Annotated in this window: 10 protein-coding genes and 3 tRNA genes; 1 reads left to right on the plus strand and 12 read right to left on the minus strand. The window is 61.8% G+C overall.

Translation table 11 applies throughout. The features are described from left to right. Positions 1–9: 9 nt before the first annotated feature. From QMY55_RS05020 to QMY55_RS05055, 8 genes are all read right to left on the minus strand, one after another. Positions 10–3609 carry a cellulose synthase subunit BcsC-related outer membrane protein gene (locus QMY55_RS05020; protein ID WP_283487580.1) on the minus strand — a complete coding sequence of 1200 codons (3600 nt, stop codon included), beginning with the start codon at positions 3607–3609 and terminating at the stop codon, positions 10–12. Next, positions 3606–4766 (minus strand): cellulose synthase complex periplasmic endoglucanase BcsZ, encoded by a 1161-nt coding sequence (gene bcsZ / locus QMY55_RS05025; RefSeq protein ID WP_283487581.1) that lies wholly within the window; start codon positions 4764–4766, stop codon positions 3606–3608. The genes QMY55_RS05020 and bcsZ overlap by 4 nt, the downstream gene beginning before the upstream one ends. Beyond that, entirely contained in the window at positions 4759–7071 is a 2313-nt protein-coding gene (gene bcsB / locus QMY55_RS05030; RefSeq protein WP_283487582.1) for a cellulose biosynthesis cyclic di-GMP-binding regulatory protein BcsB, read from the minus strand. Before bcsB ends, bcsZ begins: the two co-directional genes overlap by 8 nt. Before the next feature lie 225 nt (positions 7072–7296). Then, positions 7297–7372, minus strand: a tRNA-Lys gene (locus QMY55_RS05035). A 49-nt stretch (positions 7373–7421) separates the two neighbouring features. Further along, positions 7422–7497 (minus strand) — tRNA-Lys (locus QMY55_RS05040). A gap of 49 nt (positions 7498–7546) precedes the next feature. Beyond that, positions 7547–7622 (minus strand) — tRNA-Lys (locus QMY55_RS05045). Positions 7623–7703: 81 nt separating this feature from the next. Beyond that, complete coding sequence (locus tag QMY55_RS05050) at positions 7704–8585, minus strand: NAD(P)-dependent oxidoreductase (protein WP_283487583.1); 882 nt, start codon at positions 8583–8585, stop codon at positions 7704–7706. Between the two features lie 195 nt (positions 8586–8780). Then, the gene (locus QMY55_RS05055) at positions 8781–9758 is read right to left on the minus strand and encodes a GMP reductase (RefSeq protein WP_283487584.1); all 978 of its coding nucleotides are present in this window, start codon (positions 9756–9758) and stop codon (positions 8781–8783) included. A 453-nt stretch (positions 9759–10211) separates the two neighbouring features. Here QMY55_RS05055 and QMY55_RS05060 point away from each other — a divergent pair, with 453 nt between their 5' ends. Beyond that, positions 10212–12698 (plus strand): UvrD-helicase domain-containing protein, encoded by a 2487-nt coding sequence (locus tag QMY55_RS05060; protein WP_283487585.1) that lies wholly within the window; start codon positions 10212–10214, stop codon positions 12696–12698. 76 nt (positions 12699–12774) lie between these two features. Here QMY55_RS05060 and QMY55_RS05065 read toward each other — a convergent pair whose 3' ends face one another. The 4 genes from QMY55_RS05065 to QMY55_RS05080 form a co-directional block, all read right to left on the minus strand. Then, positions 12775–14856: a PhoX family protein gene (locus tag QMY55_RS05065; protein ID WP_283487586.1), complete on the minus strand. Its 2082-nt coding sequence runs from the start codon at positions 14854–14856 to the stop codon at positions 12775–12777. Between the two features lie 206 nt (positions 14857–15062). After that, positions 15063–15899 (minus strand): BPSS1780 family membrane protein, encoded by an 837-nt coding sequence (locus QMY55_RS05070; RefSeq protein WP_283487587.1) that lies wholly within the window; start codon positions 15897–15899, stop codon positions 15063–15065. A 122-nt stretch (positions 15900–16021) separates the two neighbouring features. Next, a complete protein-coding gene (locus QMY55_RS05075) occupies positions 16022–16978 on the minus strand; it encodes a homoserine kinase (RefSeq protein WP_283487589.1) in 957 nt (318 codons plus the stop codon). A gap of 118 nt (positions 16979–17096) precedes the next feature. Beyond that, on the minus strand, positions 17097–17459 hold the full coding sequence (locus QMY55_RS05080; protein ID WP_283487590.1) for a hypothetical protein: 363 nt from the start codon (positions 17457–17459) through the stop codon (positions 17097–17099). Positions 17460–17542: the final 83 nt, after the last annotated feature.

The raw sequence follows: 17542 nt of genomic DNA on the forward strand, positions 1-17542 counted from the left end.
TGTTGCATGTCAGAAGCTTGAGTAGGGCTGTACGGGGCGGGGGCGATTTACGAGCGGTGCGGTTACCGGATCGAGCAGGAAGCGCGCATAGAGCATCAGGCTGGATGGCGCGTAGTAGGCCGATCTGTCCATTTCGAACTGCGCGCCCAGGGCCAGATTGGAGGTGAGCTGGTGCTCGACGACCGCGCGCAGTGATCTGCCAAAGCCCGTGCTGCTGCCTCCCGTGTAAACGGCCGACCGTCCCAGCGCGTTTGCCTGAGCCTGCAGTCGTGGGTCGGTGGGGAAATAGTCCATGGCGTTGCTGGAGCTGCTGGAGAAGGAAACCGAGGCACGCAGCAGCCATGTCCACTTGCCTTCGCGGCCGCTCCATTCCAGCGGCAGGGCTATGGAGGCGTAGCGGTTGGGGCTGTAATAGCCGCCATGGCCCCAGCTGTATTCGGACAGGTCGCGTGCATAACCCCAGAAGGACAGGGCTGCGCCCAGGTTGACGAGCTGGTTGGGGGTGCGCCAGACATCGCGGTCCAAGGCCGCGCGCAGCTGCCAGCGGGTGTTGCTGCGCACGTTCTTGCCGGTCAGGGCCGCGTAGTTGCCACTGAGCGAGGCCCCAAAGCCACCCACATTGGTGGAGGCGCGTGCAGACACGCCTGTGGCGACCACCCCACCCCAGGTCTGGCCGGTGATGGGGTCATGGGCACCGCCATAGGCAAGAAGACTGCCGGTCAGCGGGCGGCGCGACACCTCGAGCCGGTAGCCGACATCGCGCCAATCGCCGGTATGCGCAACGCCGCCGACCACGTTGGTGACAGGCATGCCGGCTCCGGTCGTACCTATATCCCATTGCCAGCGGTCGGCCTGGTAGCCGAAGCCCACGTTGAAGCCATCTGCCTTGGAGTGAGCTCCCGTGGTCGGATATCGGGCCGAGGGCCAGGCTGCGACTTGGCCGTAGCTCATCGCATCGCTGGCGTTTCTGGGCAGGGCGCCGGCATCGAGATGGACCTGGTCTACATGCAGGAAGTAGAGACCGTCATAGCCGCGCGGGAACCATGCCACGGCGGGGCGCTCCCAGCCGTGCAGGGAGGAGATGCCATCGGTGGACGACTTGCGCAGTCCGGTCTGACCAACCTCGACCCAGCTCTGGCGGCGCCCTTCTATGGATGCAATGTCCGATTCGATCTTGGTCACGGAGCTGGGCTGGGGGGCGGCGGTACCGTCTGCAGGCAGGTTGCGGCGCTCGATGGCCAGTGCGTCCCGGTAGGAGGACAGGGCCTGGGCGTAGTGGCTTTCCGAACGCTCCAGGCGCGCGCTGTGCAGCAGTACCTCGGTGTCGTCGGGGTTGTCGGCCTTCAGCGATGCGAGCAGTGCCCCGGCCTCATCGGGCTGGCCGATCCGTTGCCACAGCCGTACCAGGGCGAGTTGGCGATAGGACTCCTGGCTGGCCGCACGCTGCCGGGCCCACTGTGCTTCCGCACGGGCGGCTTCTAGCTGGTACATGCGCGCGAGCGCATTGCCGCGGCCTATGTGCAGGTCGTAGCTGTCGGGCGAGTCCTTGAGTGCGATGTCGAACTGTTCGAGGGCTACGGCGTTCTCATTGGCCGCGAGCATCAGCCGGGCGCGGGCGGCACTGCGCTGGGCCTGAGTGGTCTGGCCCTGATGCAGGGGCGAGGCTGCCAGCTGCTGTGCCTGCGCCAGGCGAGCCTGGCTTGTGGCCTGATCCACCTGCCGTTCGAGGTGGCTGGCCTGAATTCCCAACAGGTCCGCATCCTGATCGGCTGTCCAGTCCTTTCGTGTCAGCAACTGCGGAAGCAGAGATTGCAGCCGGTTGTCCTCGGCCACGCGGCCGAGCAACTGAGCCAGCCGCAATTGGTCAGCGGGGTCTGGGGCGGGGAGTCTGGCCATACGACGGTCAAAGACTGCCACGGCTTCCCGGGGCTGGTTCATGCGGAACCAGGCGTTGGAGACCGCGTATAGCAGGTCGCTGTCGTTGCCTGCCGCGCGCTCGGCGGCTTCGAGCCGCGCCTTGGCCTGCACAGGATCGCTTGAAGTCTGGGCAATGTAAGTATGGATTTGTGCACTGTTCAGCAGGCTGCGCATGGAGTCGCTGTACTGGGCTTCGGGGATTTTCCGCATGTCGGAGAGTGCGCCCTCGTCGTCATTGACGGCGCTGCGGATCAGGGCTCGCGCATAGCGCATGTCCGGCTCGGCAGGGGCGAGGTCTATGCCAGCGTTCATGACCTGCAGCGCCGATTCGGGTTGCTGCATGCGCAGATAGGTACGTGCCAGCCGGTGCCTGAGCCAGGGATCCGCAGGGGTAAGTTTCAGAGCCTGTTCCTGCAAGCCCAGCGCCTTGCTCAATTGGCCGGCCTCCAGCGCGGTATTGGCTTCGCGGGCGAGCAGACCGGCTTGCACGGGCTGAAGGTCCTGGGCCAGGCTGGCCTGCTGCTGCGCGGTCTTTTCGAGCAACTGGCGTGCGCGCTCGGGCTGGCCCTGGGCTGCGTAGAGATCGGCCAGGGCAGTCAGGGCGGAGACATTGCCGGGATTGCGCTGCAGAGCCCGCTTGTAATAGGTTTCGGCTCCGGCCGCATCCTGGTCGCGGGCCTTGATCTCACCGGCCAGCATCAGCGCCTGCAAATTGTCGGGTTGCTGTTGCAGGGCCTGCTGCGACAACTGCTGTGCCGATGTCAGATCATCGGCCTGCAGTGCGGCTTCGGCGGCGCGCAGATGAGCCCAGAACTGGGCCGTGGTGCGCAGGTCTCGCCATTTACTCTGATGGTCTATGGCGTAGGCCTGGTCCAGCAATGGCAGTGCTTCGGCATGGCGGCCCTGGCGCATGCGCAGCAAGCCCTTGTTGCCCAGTGCCTGAGCGTCGCGAGGCCTGCGTTGGAGCACTTGGTCGAAGCTGCGCTCGGCCAGCTCGAACTGTTCCTTGTCCAGTGCAGCCAGGCCGGTCCTGAGTGCAATGTCGGCAGGGTCGCGCACAGCCTGGGTTTGACGGGATGGAGCGCTGCCAGACGGGCGCTTTGTTTTTTCGGGTGTCAGGGCCGCGTCTGCCGTGTTCGGTGCAGCGGGTTGCACCGCCGCCTGCGCCGCAGGCTGTGCGTCGGGTGGAGGGCCTTCGCCAACGATCTGGTAGTACTCGCGCACCAGGCTGCCGGTCTGTGGTGGGCCTGCAGGGAAAAGCTGACGGGCAATGGCGGCGGCCTCGGTCTTGCGTCCCGCACGGGCCATGAGCCGCATCTGGGCGAGCTGCTGCTTGCCTGGGCCGTAGGCATTGATCAATGCCGCGAGATCACGCGTCGACTGGCTTGAGGGGCTGGAGCTCTGCAGGCGGGCGAGGAGGCTTTGCGCCTCCTGGGTCTTGCCTTCCTGCAGCGCGATATCTCCCAGCGTGGCTAGGCCTTGAGGCGAGCGTGGGTTGATGGTCAGCAGCTTCTCTATTGACTGACGCGCCAGGTCCGCGCGCTGGCGGCTGTTCCACATCTGGGCTGTGCGGAGCAACTCGGCCTCCACGGCCTGGGTTGAGCCGGGCTGTGCCATGGAGGAGGTGCAGCACAGCAGGGCGGCTATTGCAATGACGCCCAGCGGCTGATACGTGCAAGCGAAAGGAATCATGGTTGGGTGATCCACCTGGGCTGAAACTCGCCGAGCCTGCCAAAACGGAATTGCTGCTGCATCCAGCCAAGCCCGAACAGGGCCAGGCATTGTTCGTAGTAAGCCGTGGGCCGCAGGGGCTGATCCTGTATACGGGCCTGCTGGGCCTGAACGGCCTCCTCGTCGCCCTGGGCGCGCAGAAAGGGCAGCATGGCGGCGCTGAAACCGCTGGGCGCCACGCCTGTGCTTTCACCGCTCATGGGGTCTATGCGCTCAGGTGGACGACCGGTGTCGCGCACCAGCCTAGCCATGGGGCGCAGTGCGGTCAGTACCTGAGCGCGTGCTGCAGCCTCGGGGTGCAGCATGCCGGCCCAGAGATAGACACGGATGGCGTTATAGGCACCCATGGCCTTGTCTTTGTCCGTGTCCCTCAGAAAGCCCCACTTGGTGTCGTATATCACCCAGTCGGGCGAGATACCCTTGGGAGCCGTGTCCACCGTGAGCCTGAGGGAGCTGGCGCGCAGCGCCTTCCAGCGGGGATGACGGGGCAGGGCTTGGGCGAGGCAGTCCAGTACCTGCAGCGGCACGTAGCTGGGGTTGAGGCGCCATTGGCCCTCGCCGAGCTTGAAGCCCTGGGGGCCGGGCAGTAGCGTGGGGCCCAGGCCCGGCAGGTCGTCGGTTTCCTTGTCCAGCAGCAGGGCGCTCATGACCGAGGCCATCGCGCGGTAGCGCCGGTCATTCCACAGCCGCCCCGCCTCCGCCAGAAGGTAGACGATCCACAGGTCGGCGTCTGAGGCTGCATTGGTGTCCAGAGGGCCCCAACTGCCATCCGGCTTTTTGCCCCATAACCACGCGGGCAGAGCGGTGCTCAAATCACCCGCGCACAGGTTGTTCTCCGTCCACTGCAGCAGCAACTCGAAGGTCGGGCGATCATTGGCCGCCAGCGCAAAGAACAGGGCGTAGGCCTGGCCCTCGGAATAGGTCTGGCCGCCCTTCTCATCGTCAGAGACGATGCGTCCGTCCTGGGTCATGAAACTGCGCTTGAACTCTTCCCACATCGGCCAGGGCGTCGTTGCAGCCTGCACAGGTCGTGTCGTCAGACAGGCCAGCGGCCCAGCCATGGCCAGGCTGGCTGCCGATCGCAGCCAGCTGCGGCGCTTGAGCCACAGCTCAGGCATTGTTCTTGCCTCCAAGGCGGCGTGCAGCCAGGGAGCGCAGTGCGCCGTAGACCAGGAAGGTGAGCAGCAGGCCCGTGACGATGCCGGCCAGCGCCAGTGCCACGGGGTGGTTATGCAGGTGGAACCACATGCGCTGCCACCAGGGCAGGTCGCCTACATAGTAGATGGGATTCACGCGGAAGCTCTCCACCTGCTCGGAGCGCAGAAAGCTCAGGTCGCCGCGCATGGCGCTGATCTTGCTGGAGTCGCTCAGGCCCCGGTAGATCTGTGCCATGGCAATGTCGTCGCTGGCCGTGAGGCCGACGACACTGCGGCCCTTTTGTAGTGGGGATTCGAAGCCCACGATGGCTGCCAGCGGGCCCTTGCCTTCCAGCGTGGCCAGCCCGCTGCTACCCGGTGTGGGGGCATCTGAGGCGTGCTGGAACAGTTCGCTGAGTGAACTCACGGCACGCTCGAGCAGATGGGTGGTGCGTTTGCCAGCGACGATCAGAGTCGGAATGTCCTGCGACCACTTCTGCAACAGGCCGTCCTTGTCACCCGCAGATATCAGCAGGATGTCCGTATCGCGGGCCTTTTCGATCTGGCTCGCATTCATCAGATTGAAGCGTATGCCGGCCAGGCCCGTGGCTGCGCTCATGCGGGCCACGGCTGTCAGATAGGCTTCGGCATCGGCTGCGGTAGGCTGGTTGGGCAGGACGATGGAGGTTTGACTGAGGTCGGCGTACTTGGTGAATGGGTAGCCGCTGTTGGCATAGGCTGCCAGATTGGGCATGGGCAGGTAGTGCCTGAAACCTCGCAGGTCGATGTTGGACTCGGGGTCAATTGCTGCACGCAGCTCTGTTGGCTGGGTGGAGCGGCATTGACCGAGGTCGGTGGCAGGTAACTGAAAGCCTAACTGCAGCTGGTTGTCTCCTCCTACGAGAAAAGAGGGAATCCGGAAGTCCGAACTGGCCTGAGTGCTGCCGTCCTCGAACAAGGGCAGCATGATGGTGCTTTTGCCGCTCTTGTCGTCATCTGCGGCGCGTAGCGGATAGGCCTTGATGAACTGGTTGTTGATGGAGACGCTGAGCGAGCCATGCTGTGATACCGAGTTCGGTGTGTAACGATAGTTCAGCTGCAACGGAACGCCGCGGGCATTCCAGGAAAACAGATCTGGCGCCATGCGCGCAGGAATGTTGATGGTGTTGTTGAGTGCATAGCCGCGCAGTTGCAGGTCTGATGGGTTGCTCACCAGCTCGGATAGCAGAACAGGCCGCTTGGTGGTCAGCCAGCGTGGTGCGTCGTAGGGCTTGCGTTTTTCAGGGTATTCCAGCTTGGTCACCTGCATGCTGCTGCCGCTCAGCGCGGCTTTGCCCAGTGCCAGGGCGTCGGCAGCCTGCTGTAGCTGGGCATTGTCCTTGCCCTGTACCACGAGCAGCTTGATGGCTGGATGCTCGGGGTGGGACATCATGGTCAGCGTGGGCTGGGCGACGGGTGGCTGCTCCTTGAGGAAGTCTGGGCGGTGGTCGTTGGTGGCAAAGACCACTGAGTTACGCTCGGGCAGCTGGTTTTCGAAAAGCGGGAAGCGGTTGCCCCGGTAGCCCGACAGCATGCCCAGCCAACTGGCCACCGAGCCTGCGGCCTTGAGTTGTCCCATATCCTTGGCATCGGCAAAGACGAAGGGGACGTTGACAATCTGGTTGTCGCGTGAATCGAAGAAAGGGGCGGGTAGAAGCTCGAGGTCATCGCTCAGTGGCAACTGGCGCAGCGTCAGATCAAGCTGGCTGTCGTTGCTGATGGATGCCCACAAGCTGGTGTGGTTGGGCATCTCGCAGTCCATCGTGTAGTGGCCGACGAACTGAAAGCGCAACCGGTTGTAATCCGTGAACAGGCGCGGATCGATGGGGATTTCCAGCTTTTGTGGGACTCCCAGCTGCTCCTTGGGTAGGGAGATAGTCTGCAGCAACTCCTCGTTGAGCAGTAGTTTGATGTGTGACAGCGACGGAATCAGAGACGGGGACAGTGTGAAGGTCAGGCGCAGAAGGGCGGATTCGACCAGCTCGTCACGACGCACGCTGATGTTGACGCTGCCTTCGCTTTCCACGCCTCGCAGCATCATGGAGCTGCCCTGGCCCAATTGCTGGAAGGTTGTAGTGAGTTCACGACGCGGGAGCCCTGCAAGCGGGTTGGCTGCCAGTGCGGCGGCTGTGGGGGCGCTGGGCGGCTGTTCCTGCGCAAAGCCGCAGACGGCGGGAGTCAGCAGAGTCAGTCCGATGACGGCAAGAGCCCAATGAGGAATGTTGGATTTATTCGGAATCGGGGACACTTTTGCTCCTCAAACTGATTTGTTGGCGGGATAGGCCAGATTCACTTAGTTATTCTTACATTGATATTTTGATACATATTGCTGATGGTTCCCTATCAGTACTGGAGATTTGACATTGGTTTAAATAATGGTGTATGTCAAGCTAGGTAGGGGTAGCAAGGGGGTAAATTAGAAGCCCGAAAAACAAAAAACCCGCTGCTCGAAAGAGCAGCGGGTTGCTGATTTTGGTGGGCCCTGAGTGATTCGAACACTCGACCAACGGATTAAGAGTCCGCTGCTCTACCAACTGAGCTAAGAGCCCGCCGGGTAAACCGGAGGATCAATCCGATGAAATCAGATCGAAGAAATTTTGGTGGGCCCTGAGTGATTCGAACACTCGACCAACGGATTAAGAGTCCGCTGCTCTACCAACTGAGCTAAGAGCCCGCCGGATAAACCGGAGGTTCAACCTGAAAAAATCAGACCGAAGAAATTTTGGTGGGCCCTGAGTGATTCGAACACTCGACCAACGGATTAAGAGTCCGCTGCTCTACCAACTGAGCTAAGAGCCCCACACGGGTTGCCTGCGCTGCAAGCAAGACCGCAATTATGCGCCAATTCTGACGGGCTTGCAGGAAAACCCGTGGATTTTTTTAATCGAGTGCGTTGCGCCGTTGCAGTTCGACATACAGGCCGGCCTGATCGAGGTCGCCCAGACCGTTCTTGACGCCTTCGGCATACAGCTCTTCGAGCAGGTCGGTGATGGGCGCGCTGAAGCCGATTTCGTCGGCGGTGGCCATGGCGTTGCGCATGTCCTTGAGTTGCACCGTCATGCGGCCGCGCGGTGCGAAGTCATGGTTGACCATGCGTTCGCCATGCACTTGCAGAATGCGGCTGTCGGCAAAGCCACCAGAAATGGCTTCGCGTACCTTGGCCGGGTCGGCGCCACCGCGCTCGGCCAGCAGCAGGGCCTCGGCCACGGCACCGATGGTGATGCCCACAATCATCTGATTGGCCAGTTTTGCCAACTGGCCTGCGCCGTGGGGCCCCACATGGGTGCTGCGGCCCAGGGCTGCGAACACGGGCTGGGCGCGCTCGAAATCGGCAGCCTCGCCGCCGGCCATGATGGCCAGCGTGCCGGCTTCGGCACCCAGCGTGCCGCCGGAAACGGGCGCATCCAGGTGCTGCACGCCCAGCGCCTGCAGCTGGCTGGCGTGCTCGCGTGCTTCGCGGGGCTGGATGGAGGCCATGTCGATGAACAGAGAGCCCTTGGGCATGGCGTCGGCCACGCCCCGCTGAAACAGCACCTCGCCCACGATGGCGCCGCTTTCCAGCAGGCTCACGGCAAAATCCACGCCGCGCACGGCGTCCGCGGCCTGGTCGTGGATGGTCACGCCGTCGGCGGCCAGCGGCTCGGCCTTGGCGCGGGTGCGGTTCCAGGCATGAACCTCATGACCGGCTTGTGCCAGCCGGCGTGCCATGGGCAGGCCCATCATGCCGGTGCCCAGAACTGCAATCTTCAAACCAGTGCTCATTGCGTTGTTTCCTTGGAGCTTTTATGAATGCCTACATGCTAAAGCCTGAGGCGGCGAGCAATGCTGGGTAGCGGTGCAGATCAGTTATGCCTGAACTGACACAAACACCACCAGAATACAAAAAGGGCAGCCGAAGCTGCCCTTGATGCTTTTTTTGGAGGTTCACCTTCGCGCTGGTGAGATGCGCTTGCGCGTTTACATCAGCAGGTGCTCTCCGGCATTGTCGCCGCCCAGGATCACGTAGTTGACCTTGCGGATGTCCATGAGCTTGGTGCCGCCGGAGTAGCTGATGGAGGACTGAGTGTCCTGCTGCATCTCGATCAGCGTGTTCATCAGCGGGCCCTTGACGGGTTCCAGAATGCGCTTGCCTTCGACATGCTTGTACTCGCCCTTGTTGAAGTCGGAAGCCGAGCCGTAGTATTCCTTGAACAGCTGGCCATCCACTTCCACGGTCTTGCCGGGCGATTCTTCATGGCCGGCAAACAGCGAACCAATCATGATCATGGTGGCGCCGAAGCGGATGCTCTTGGCGATGTCGCCGTGGCTGCGGATGCCACCGTCGGCAATGATGGGCTTGGTGGCCACGCGTGCGCACCACTTCAGGGCCGACAGCTGCCAGCCGCCCGTGCCAAAGCCGGTCTTGAGCTTGGTGATGCAAACCTTGCCGGGGCCCACGCCGACCTTGGTGGCGTCGGCACCCCAGTTTTCGAGGTCGATCACGGCTTCGGGCGTGGCCACGTTACCGGCGATCACGAACGTTGCAGGAATCTTTTCCTTCAGGTAGGCGATCATGTTCTTCACGCTGTCGGCATGGCCGTGGGCAATGTCGATGGTGATGTACTCGGGGCAGATGCCCTCGGCCACGAAACGGTCGACCGTGTCGTAGTCGGGCTGCTTCACACCCAGCGAGATCGAGGCGAACAGGCCTTGCGACTGCATGGACTTGGTGAAGTCCACGTTGTCGATGTCAAAACGGTGCATCACATAGAAGAAACCGTTTTGTGCCAAAAATGTGCAGATCTTCTCGTCCACCACCGTCTTCATGTTGGCGGGCACGACCGGCATCTTGAAGGTGCGGTTGCCCAGCTGCACGCTGGTGTCACATTCGGCACGGCTTTCCACGCGGCACTTGCGGGGCAGAAGCAGAATGTTGTCGTAGTCGAAGATTTCCATGGTTCCAAGCTCCGGAAAAGGTCATGGCGGGAATCTCACCCGCCTCAATTTTCAAGGATAGGCGCTTGGCTTGGAGACCGGTTTTTTGCAGCGCTGGCAAACAGCGGGCAAAAAAAACCGGACCTCAAAAAACTTGGGCCCGGTGATTGATTCTATACGGCGTTGCCGGAAAGTACATGCATCATGTGAATTATGAAGTTTATAAGGAAATTCTTATAAATTGGCATGTGTTCCAGATCGAGAGGCGTCGGGCTGGAGACGGACGGCTGCTATTGCCGATATGAAGCTATAAAATTGATAGCTTCATGCGCATGATTTGATTGAATGTAGAGACTAAATTCATTTTAAGTTGGCGAATTGCATGCGCAGGCAGCTTTGCTTTTGATAGCGGAAAGTTCTCTGAAAGCAGCAGCAAGTCATGGGGAGTCGCCAGCATTTCTACAATGACAGGCTATGTTCCCGATCGACCTGCTTGACTCCGCGCCGGAAGGTGCAAATTCTGGTGCCCATCCCGCCTCTCATTCCCCTTTGCTGACGGGTCTCAATGACGAGCAACTGGCCGCGGTGACTTTGCCTGCGGGCCATGCGCTGATTCTGGCGGGTGCAGGTTCCGGCAAGACGCGCGTGCTGACCACGCGCATTGCTTGGCTGCTGCAGACCGGCCAGGCCACGCCCGGCTCCATCATGGCCGTGACCTTCACCAACAAGGCGGCCAAGGAGATGCTGGCGCGCCTTTCGGCCATGCTGCCCTATAACGTGCGCGGCATGTGGATTGGCACCTTTCACGGCCTGTGCAACCGCATGCTGCGCGCCCACTATCAGGTGGCAAAGCTGCCGCAGGCGTTTCAGATCCTCGATACCCAGGATCAGCTCTCGGCCATCAAACGGCTGTGCAAGCAGTTCAATGTGGACGACGAGCGCTTTCCGCCCAAGCAGCTGATGTACTTCATCGCCGGTTGCAAGGAAGAGGGCATGCGCCCCGGCGACGTGGTAGCGACCGATCCGGACACCCGCAAAAAGGTCGAGATCTACCAGCTCTATGAAGAGCAATGCCAGCGCGAAGGTGTGGTCGATTTCGGCGAGCTGATGCTGCGCTCCTTCGAGCTGCTGCGCGACGATGTGCACCTGCGCCAGCACTATCAGCGCCGCTTTCAGCATATTCTGGTGGACGAGTTCCAGGACACCAACAAGCTGCAATACCAGTGGCTCAAGCAACTGGCGGGCGAGGCCGATGGCAGCCGTTTTGTCTCGCAGTCCAGCGTGATCGCCGTGGGCGACGACGATCAGAGCATCTATGCCTTTCGCGGAGCGCGCGTGGGCAATATGGCGGACTTCATCCGCGAATTCGAGGTGAAGAACCAGATCAAGCTGGAGCAGAACTACCGCTCTTACAGCAACATCCTGGACTGTGCCAATGCACTGATCAGCCACAACAGCAACCGCCTGGGCAAGAACCTGCGCACCACGCAGGGGCCGGGCGAGCCGGTGCGCATCTACGAGGCCCCCAGCGACCTGGCCGAGGCCTCGTGGATGGTGGACGAAATCAAGCAGCTGGTGAAGAACGACGGCTTCACGCGCCAGGAGATTGCCGTGCTCTACCGCAGCAATGCGCAAAGCCGGGTGATTGAGTCGGCACTGTTCAACTCCGGCATTCCCTACCGCGTCTACGGCGGCCTGCGCTTTTTCGAGCGCGCCGAAATCAAGCATGCGCTGGCCTATCTGCGCCTCCTGGAGAACCCGCACGACGACACCAGCTTCATGCGCGTGGTGAACTTCCCGGCGCGTGGCATTGGCGCGCGCACCATCGAGCAGTTGCAGGACGCGGCGCGCAGCAGCGGTTGCTCGCTCAGCGATGCCGTCACCGCTGTGGGCGGAGCCGCCGGCACCAAGCTCCAGGGTTTTGTGGCACAGATCGATGTGCTGCGCGAGCAGACGCAAGGCAAGACGCTGCGCGAGATCATCGAGACTGTGGAAGAGCAAAGCGGGCTGATCGAGCATTACCGCAATGAAAAAGAAGGCGCCGACCGCATCGAGAACTTGCAGGAACTGGTGACGGCGGCCGAGAGCTTTGTGACCCAGGAAGGCTTTGGCAAGGACGCGGTGGCCCTGCCGTTGGATGCACAGGAGATTCTGCCCGCAACGAATCTGACACAAAGCCCGGTCAGCCAGGGGCTGGACCCCGAGGCCCCGTTGCTCGATCAGCCGTTGCAGGCACCGGCAGGCACGCTGGCATCCATGGTCAATGCAGACACGGGTGAAACCATGTCGCCGCTGGCTGCCTTTCTCTCCCATGCCTCTCTGGAGGCCGGCGACAACCAGGCCCAGGCAGGTCAGGACGCCGTGCAGCTGATGACGGTGCATGCCAGCAAGGGCTTGGAGTTCGACGCCGTGTTCATCGGCGGTGTGGAAGAAGGCCTGTTCCCGCATGAGAACGCGATGATGGATAGAGGCGGTCTGGAGGAAGAGCGCCGCCTGGCCTATGTGGCCATCACGCGCGCGCGCAAGCGGCTGTATCTGAGCCATTCGCAGACGCGCATGTTGCATGGTCAGACGCGCTACAACGTCAAGAGCCGTTTCTTTGACGAGCTGCCCGAAGAAGCGCTCAAGTGGATCACGCCCAGACAAAGCGGTTTCGGCAGTTTCGCTCCTAATTCAGGTGCTGGTGGCGCTTATGGATCAAGGGGTTCGGGCCAGTTTGGTTCCAACTCTGGCTGGAGCAACAAAACGGAGGTCTTTGCCAGCCCCGTGGTGCCCAGGCAAAAGGCCGAGCCCTCGCATGGCATCAAGGCGGGCATCACGGTGTTCCACAACAAGTTCGGCGAAGGCAAGGTGCTGGCCGTCGAAGGCCAGGGCGACGATGCTCGTGCCCAGGTGAGCTTCGGCCGCCATGGCACCAAGTGGCTGGCGCTGGCGATTGCCAAGCTCACCGTCGTGGAGTAAGAGACTGCAAAGGCATGGCCCTGCATACATAGAAAAAGCCGCCTCATGAAGGCGGCTTTTTCTGGGGCTGATGAGCTTAGTTGGCGCTCAGCTTAATCTGTGAAGGTGTGGCAGTGACATAGCCCACAGTGGCCGCCACCTTGTTCTTGTAGTTCTTGTTGATCTCGGCGTCGACGGCGCTCCTCACGGCCTGCACGGTGGCATCGGTGTATTCGCCTGCGTGCTGGAAGCTGCTGAGGATGTAGGTCCAGCCATTGAGGTCTTCCACGCCATGCAGGCCGGTGGACTCGGCACCTGCAGGGCAGGAGAGCAGGCGCTCCAGCTTGCCGCTGTCCACGCTGTAGCCCCACATGAAGTTGTTGACGTGTTGGCCGCTGTCCTCGCCGATGAACAGCGTACGCAGCTTTTCGGAGTACTTGAGGTTGTCGGGCTGAGAGATCTTGCCTGCAGCGTCGGTGTTGCCGAGGGCATCGGGGGCGGAGAGCTGTTCGCCGGCCAGCAGCAGGCTGGTTTCGGTCGGCACCCATTCGCTGTTGATGGCGGTGCCCGTGTCATCCTGCTGACCGCCGCCCAGCTTGTGCTGCAGCACATAGCCGGCCGTGCTCTTGGCAAAGCCCGCCAGGCTGGCTACCGGAGTGGAGCCTGCAGCGGCGTTGAGCGGCAGTTCCTTGTTGTGGTCGCTGCCGGCGACAAAGGTGCTGGTGCTGCCGGACACTGCCGAGTAGGCGATCTTGTCCTTGGCGTTGACCGTCGTGCCTTCGAGCTTGTTGAACACCAGGCTGCCACCCTTGAGTGCGGCGTAGCGGTGGGTTTCGAGGAAGGCGGCGGCCTTTTCCTGACCGGGCTTGAGCTTGACCCAGGCGCTCTTGCCGCTGAGCTTGATCTCCGTGAAGCTGGGGTCCTTCGGGTCCTTGCGGGTCGAGGCGAAGATACCGTTTTCCTTGAGGTCGCTATTGCTTGCATTGACCGAGACCTTGGTCAGGGCGCTGTTGTTGGCCAGTACCTTGATTTCGTCGCTGGTGGCCTTGCCGAGCTTGATCCATTGAATCTTGCCGGTGCTGGTTTCATTGAGCGCCGTGATGTATTTGGCGACGTAGAGCGTGCCCGAGGAGAGGTCGCCGGCCTTGTCGGCCACGAACAGGAACAGGCCGCCATTGTTGGAGTCGTCACCGCCCAGAACGGTCTTCTGGTCGGGGAAGACCTGCACCAGTTCGCGCGAGTAGCGGCCCAGGTTGTAGTACTTCTTGAAGTCGGCCGTACCGTCGGTCTTCACCGTGACTTCGGGCAGATGGCCATACCAGTAGGGGTTGGCATCGGCGTTGCCAAAGGCGTTCTGGCTGAAGGCCCGCAGCGTGGACAGACTCTGGTTGTCGCCCTGGTCGAAGGCGTCGGGATGATATTCCTCGCTGGACAGGTGGGTGCCCCAGGGAGAGAGGCTGCCGCCGCAGGGAATCCACAGGCCATGCGAGTCATTGGCGAAGGTGTTCACATTGTGGTAGCTCTTGAGCGTGAGCTTGCCGGTATCGGGGTTCTGGTCCAGCGTCAGCACGGAGATGGGCGAGGGCAGCATGCCGTAGGCGTTGGAGTTGTATTCGTACTGCACCACGGCATGAACCGTATTGCTGGGGGCACCGGGAATGCTGAACAGCGAGGAGCCATCCACGCAGTCGGAGAAGATCTGGCCCGCCTTGCTCCATTCTGTGGGGGCGCTGTCCTTGCTGTAGCCGGTCAGAGCGGCGGCCGTGCCGTCGGCACTCTTGATGGTGGTGATGGGGTTGCCGTTGGCGTCGAAATAGCCGCCGGCGATGACTTTGCCGCCCCCGGTCCTGTTCACGCTGTCGCCAGTGTTGAAAAAGCCCTGGTAGCCCAGGTCGTAGACCTGCTGGCTCTTGTCATCGAAGTTGACCGTCAGCTTGGAGCCCACAGCCATGGTGGCCATGGCAGCTGCATTGTTCGGGCTGGGTGCAGCCATGCCGGTGAATGTGGCCGACACATAGTTGGGCTTGGCCACGGGAGGCGTCACAGGCTTGGAGTCGCCGTCACCGCCGCCGCAGGCCGCGAGCAGGCTGGTGGCCGATACGGCAGTGCCCAGGGGCAGCAAGGGTGCGGCGGAGAAAAATTGCAGGGCTTTACGACGGCTGAGCAGATTTTGTGACATGGAAGATGATTCGCTGTGGGGTTGGCATGAAGAAATGGCCGTAGAGGGGTTGTAGGAAAAGCCTCACGACTGCCGGGCGAATGCTAGAAATCTTCCGTGTCACCGCTGTTGCATTGGCGTGACATTTCTGTGACGCAAGCATTGGTGAGCAACAGATATAAAAAAAGCCCCGGCATATGGCTGGGGCTTGTAGCGTGCTTCTGAAATCAGAGCTCGGTGGAGGGGGGAGAGGGGGGCGGGCTGGAAGGCAGCACAGCCGTATCCGGCGCTTCATCGGGCGGGCTGAAGCAGTCCCGGAAGGTGAAGACGATGGACGAGAAGAACATGGCCGCCAGCATCAGTGCAGTGGCCACCATCAGGCCGCCGGCAATGGGGCCGATCACTGCAGCCAGAATGCCGGTCACCATGGCAAGAACCATGCCGCTGACGATGAAGACGCCGGCCCAGCAAATACCAAAGACCAGATAGGCGCCGAAGTTGCGCACGCAGGCCACCAGACTGAAGAACAGCGACTTGATGGGGCTGATGCCGTGCCAGTGGATCAACGCCGGAGCGTGCCAGAAAGCCAGGGACAAAGGCAGGTAGAGCAACATGCTCATCCACATGGCGGACTGGAATTCCGGGTCCTCGGCCAGTTCCACGGACATGGGGGTCTGGCCGATGTAGACGCTGGCAAAAGTGCCGCCGTCCACGATGCTGGAGGCGCCGATGATGAGCAGAAAGCCTGCGGCATAGAGACCGCCCAGCGTCAGCATGGCATGTGTGTGCTGGCTGCCGGAGCGAAATGCGACCAGCAGCAGAGCCGGCGTGGGCTTGCGGCCGTGGGCTGCCTCGGAGGCGGCCACCATCATGGTCAAGGAGATACAGGGCAGCAGTGCCAGGGCAATGACAGGGCCGATCAGCGGCACGGCCGTGATCAGTGACATGCTGGCCATGCCCAGAAAGAACAATGCGGCCAGGGCCAGCGGCTGGCTCTTGAAGGTGCGCAGACCAAGCTGTACCCACTGCAAGCCAGTACGGGCGGGAACGATTTGAAGTTTCATGAGGAATTGAAGCGCTTCTGCCAAGGGTTGCAAAAGCTGCACTTGTCACTGTACCCGAGCCGACTCGCAGGGGCCACGAATAGCCCCGCGTGGGTTTGGCTGCTTGTGGGCTGAGTGGGGCTTCAGCCCAGCGTCAGCGGATGGGCGATGCGCTGGCTCAGTACGCGCTCGAAGTGCGTGGGATCGTGAGGGGTGAGCAGTGCAGCCTCGCGCGGCAGATGGAAATCCCAGAGGCGGGAGATCCAGAAACGCAGGGCACCGGCACGCAGCTGGGCGTTGAACAGCTCGCGCTCTGCGCTGGTCAGCGGGCGCACAGCCTGGTAGGCGTCGATCATGGCCTTGGCGCGTGGTGCATCGTGAGCACCTGTTGCGTGGTTGATACACCAATCGTTGAGGCAGACCGCCAGATCGAAGAGCCAGGTGTCGACACCGGCGAAATAGAAATCGAAGAAGCCGGTGAGCTTGTCGCCATCGAACATGGCGTTGTCACGGAACAGGTCGGCATGAACGGGACCGCGTGGCAGGGCAGCGTAGCTGGCCGAGGCTGCCACATGGTTCTGGTAGGCCAGCTCGGCGCGCAGCATGGCCGCGGCCTTCCCGTCCAGGTGGGGCAGGACCACGGGCACGGTTTCGTTCCACCAGGGCAGGCCGCGCAGATTGGGCTGCTGGCGTTCATAGCTTTGGCCTGCCAGATGCATGCGCGCCAGCATGTCGCCCACGGCGGCGCAGTGCACGGGCTGGGGGGCGAGCTGGCTCTTGCCTGCCAGCTTGTTGACGATGGCCGCGGGCTTGCCGCAGACCTTGAGCAGAATGTCGCCGCTGCGGGACTCGCTCTGTGGATCTGGAACAGGAATACCTGCCTGTGCCAGATGCTTCATCAGATGCAGATAGAAGGGCAGTTGCTCGAAGCTCAGGCGCTCGAACAGGGTCAGCACGTACTGGCCCTGGTCGGTGGTCAGAAAGTAGTTGGTGTTCTCAATACCGCCCTGAATGCCCTGCAGCGTTTGAAAGGAGCCAAGGGACATGCGGCGCAGCAGATCGCGCGCATCTTTATCGGAAACTTCGGTGAAAACAGCCATGGTGAATGCGCCGGCCTGGGGCGACCGACCGAACTAGCAGGGATAAGGTGTCTATATGCAACAGGGCAGTGCTCTGAAGCACTGCCCTGTCATGAATGGGGGAAAAGCGCGCCGCGCTTCAGAACTTGAGGAAATTCCAGACGCGGGTGCCTGTGGTGTCGCCGCTGTTGTTGTTGCGGTTGCGGGCTGCGCGGGCGCCGTCGTTGGACTGCACTTCGTATTCAGGCATGGAGCCGACCTTGGGCTGCACGGTAATGCTCTGGGTCTGACCACCTACACGGGTTTCATCCACACGGCTGCCACCGTCCTCCACGCGGATATGTTCTATCCGCTGGTTGTGCTTGCCCGTGGGAGCCGAGTTGTCCTGCTGGCCCTGAGGGGCAGGAGCTACCACGGCTTCGGCGGGAGCAGAGGTGGAGGTCTGGGCCAGAACGGATCCGGCGACCAGGCTCAGAAGAATGAAAAGAGGTGCAGCGCGCATGATGTAGAGATTGTAGGGCGACTTCGAATTGTCACACCATGGGTTGCCAGTCTTTGATCGCTGGCTCTGGGGAGCCGGGCAGG

The organism is Comamonas resistens, from assembly GCF_030064165.1.
In the GTDB taxonomy this organism is placed as follows: Bacteria; Pseudomonadota; Gammaproteobacteria; order Burkholderiales; family Burkholderiaceae_C; genus Comamonas; species Comamonas resistens.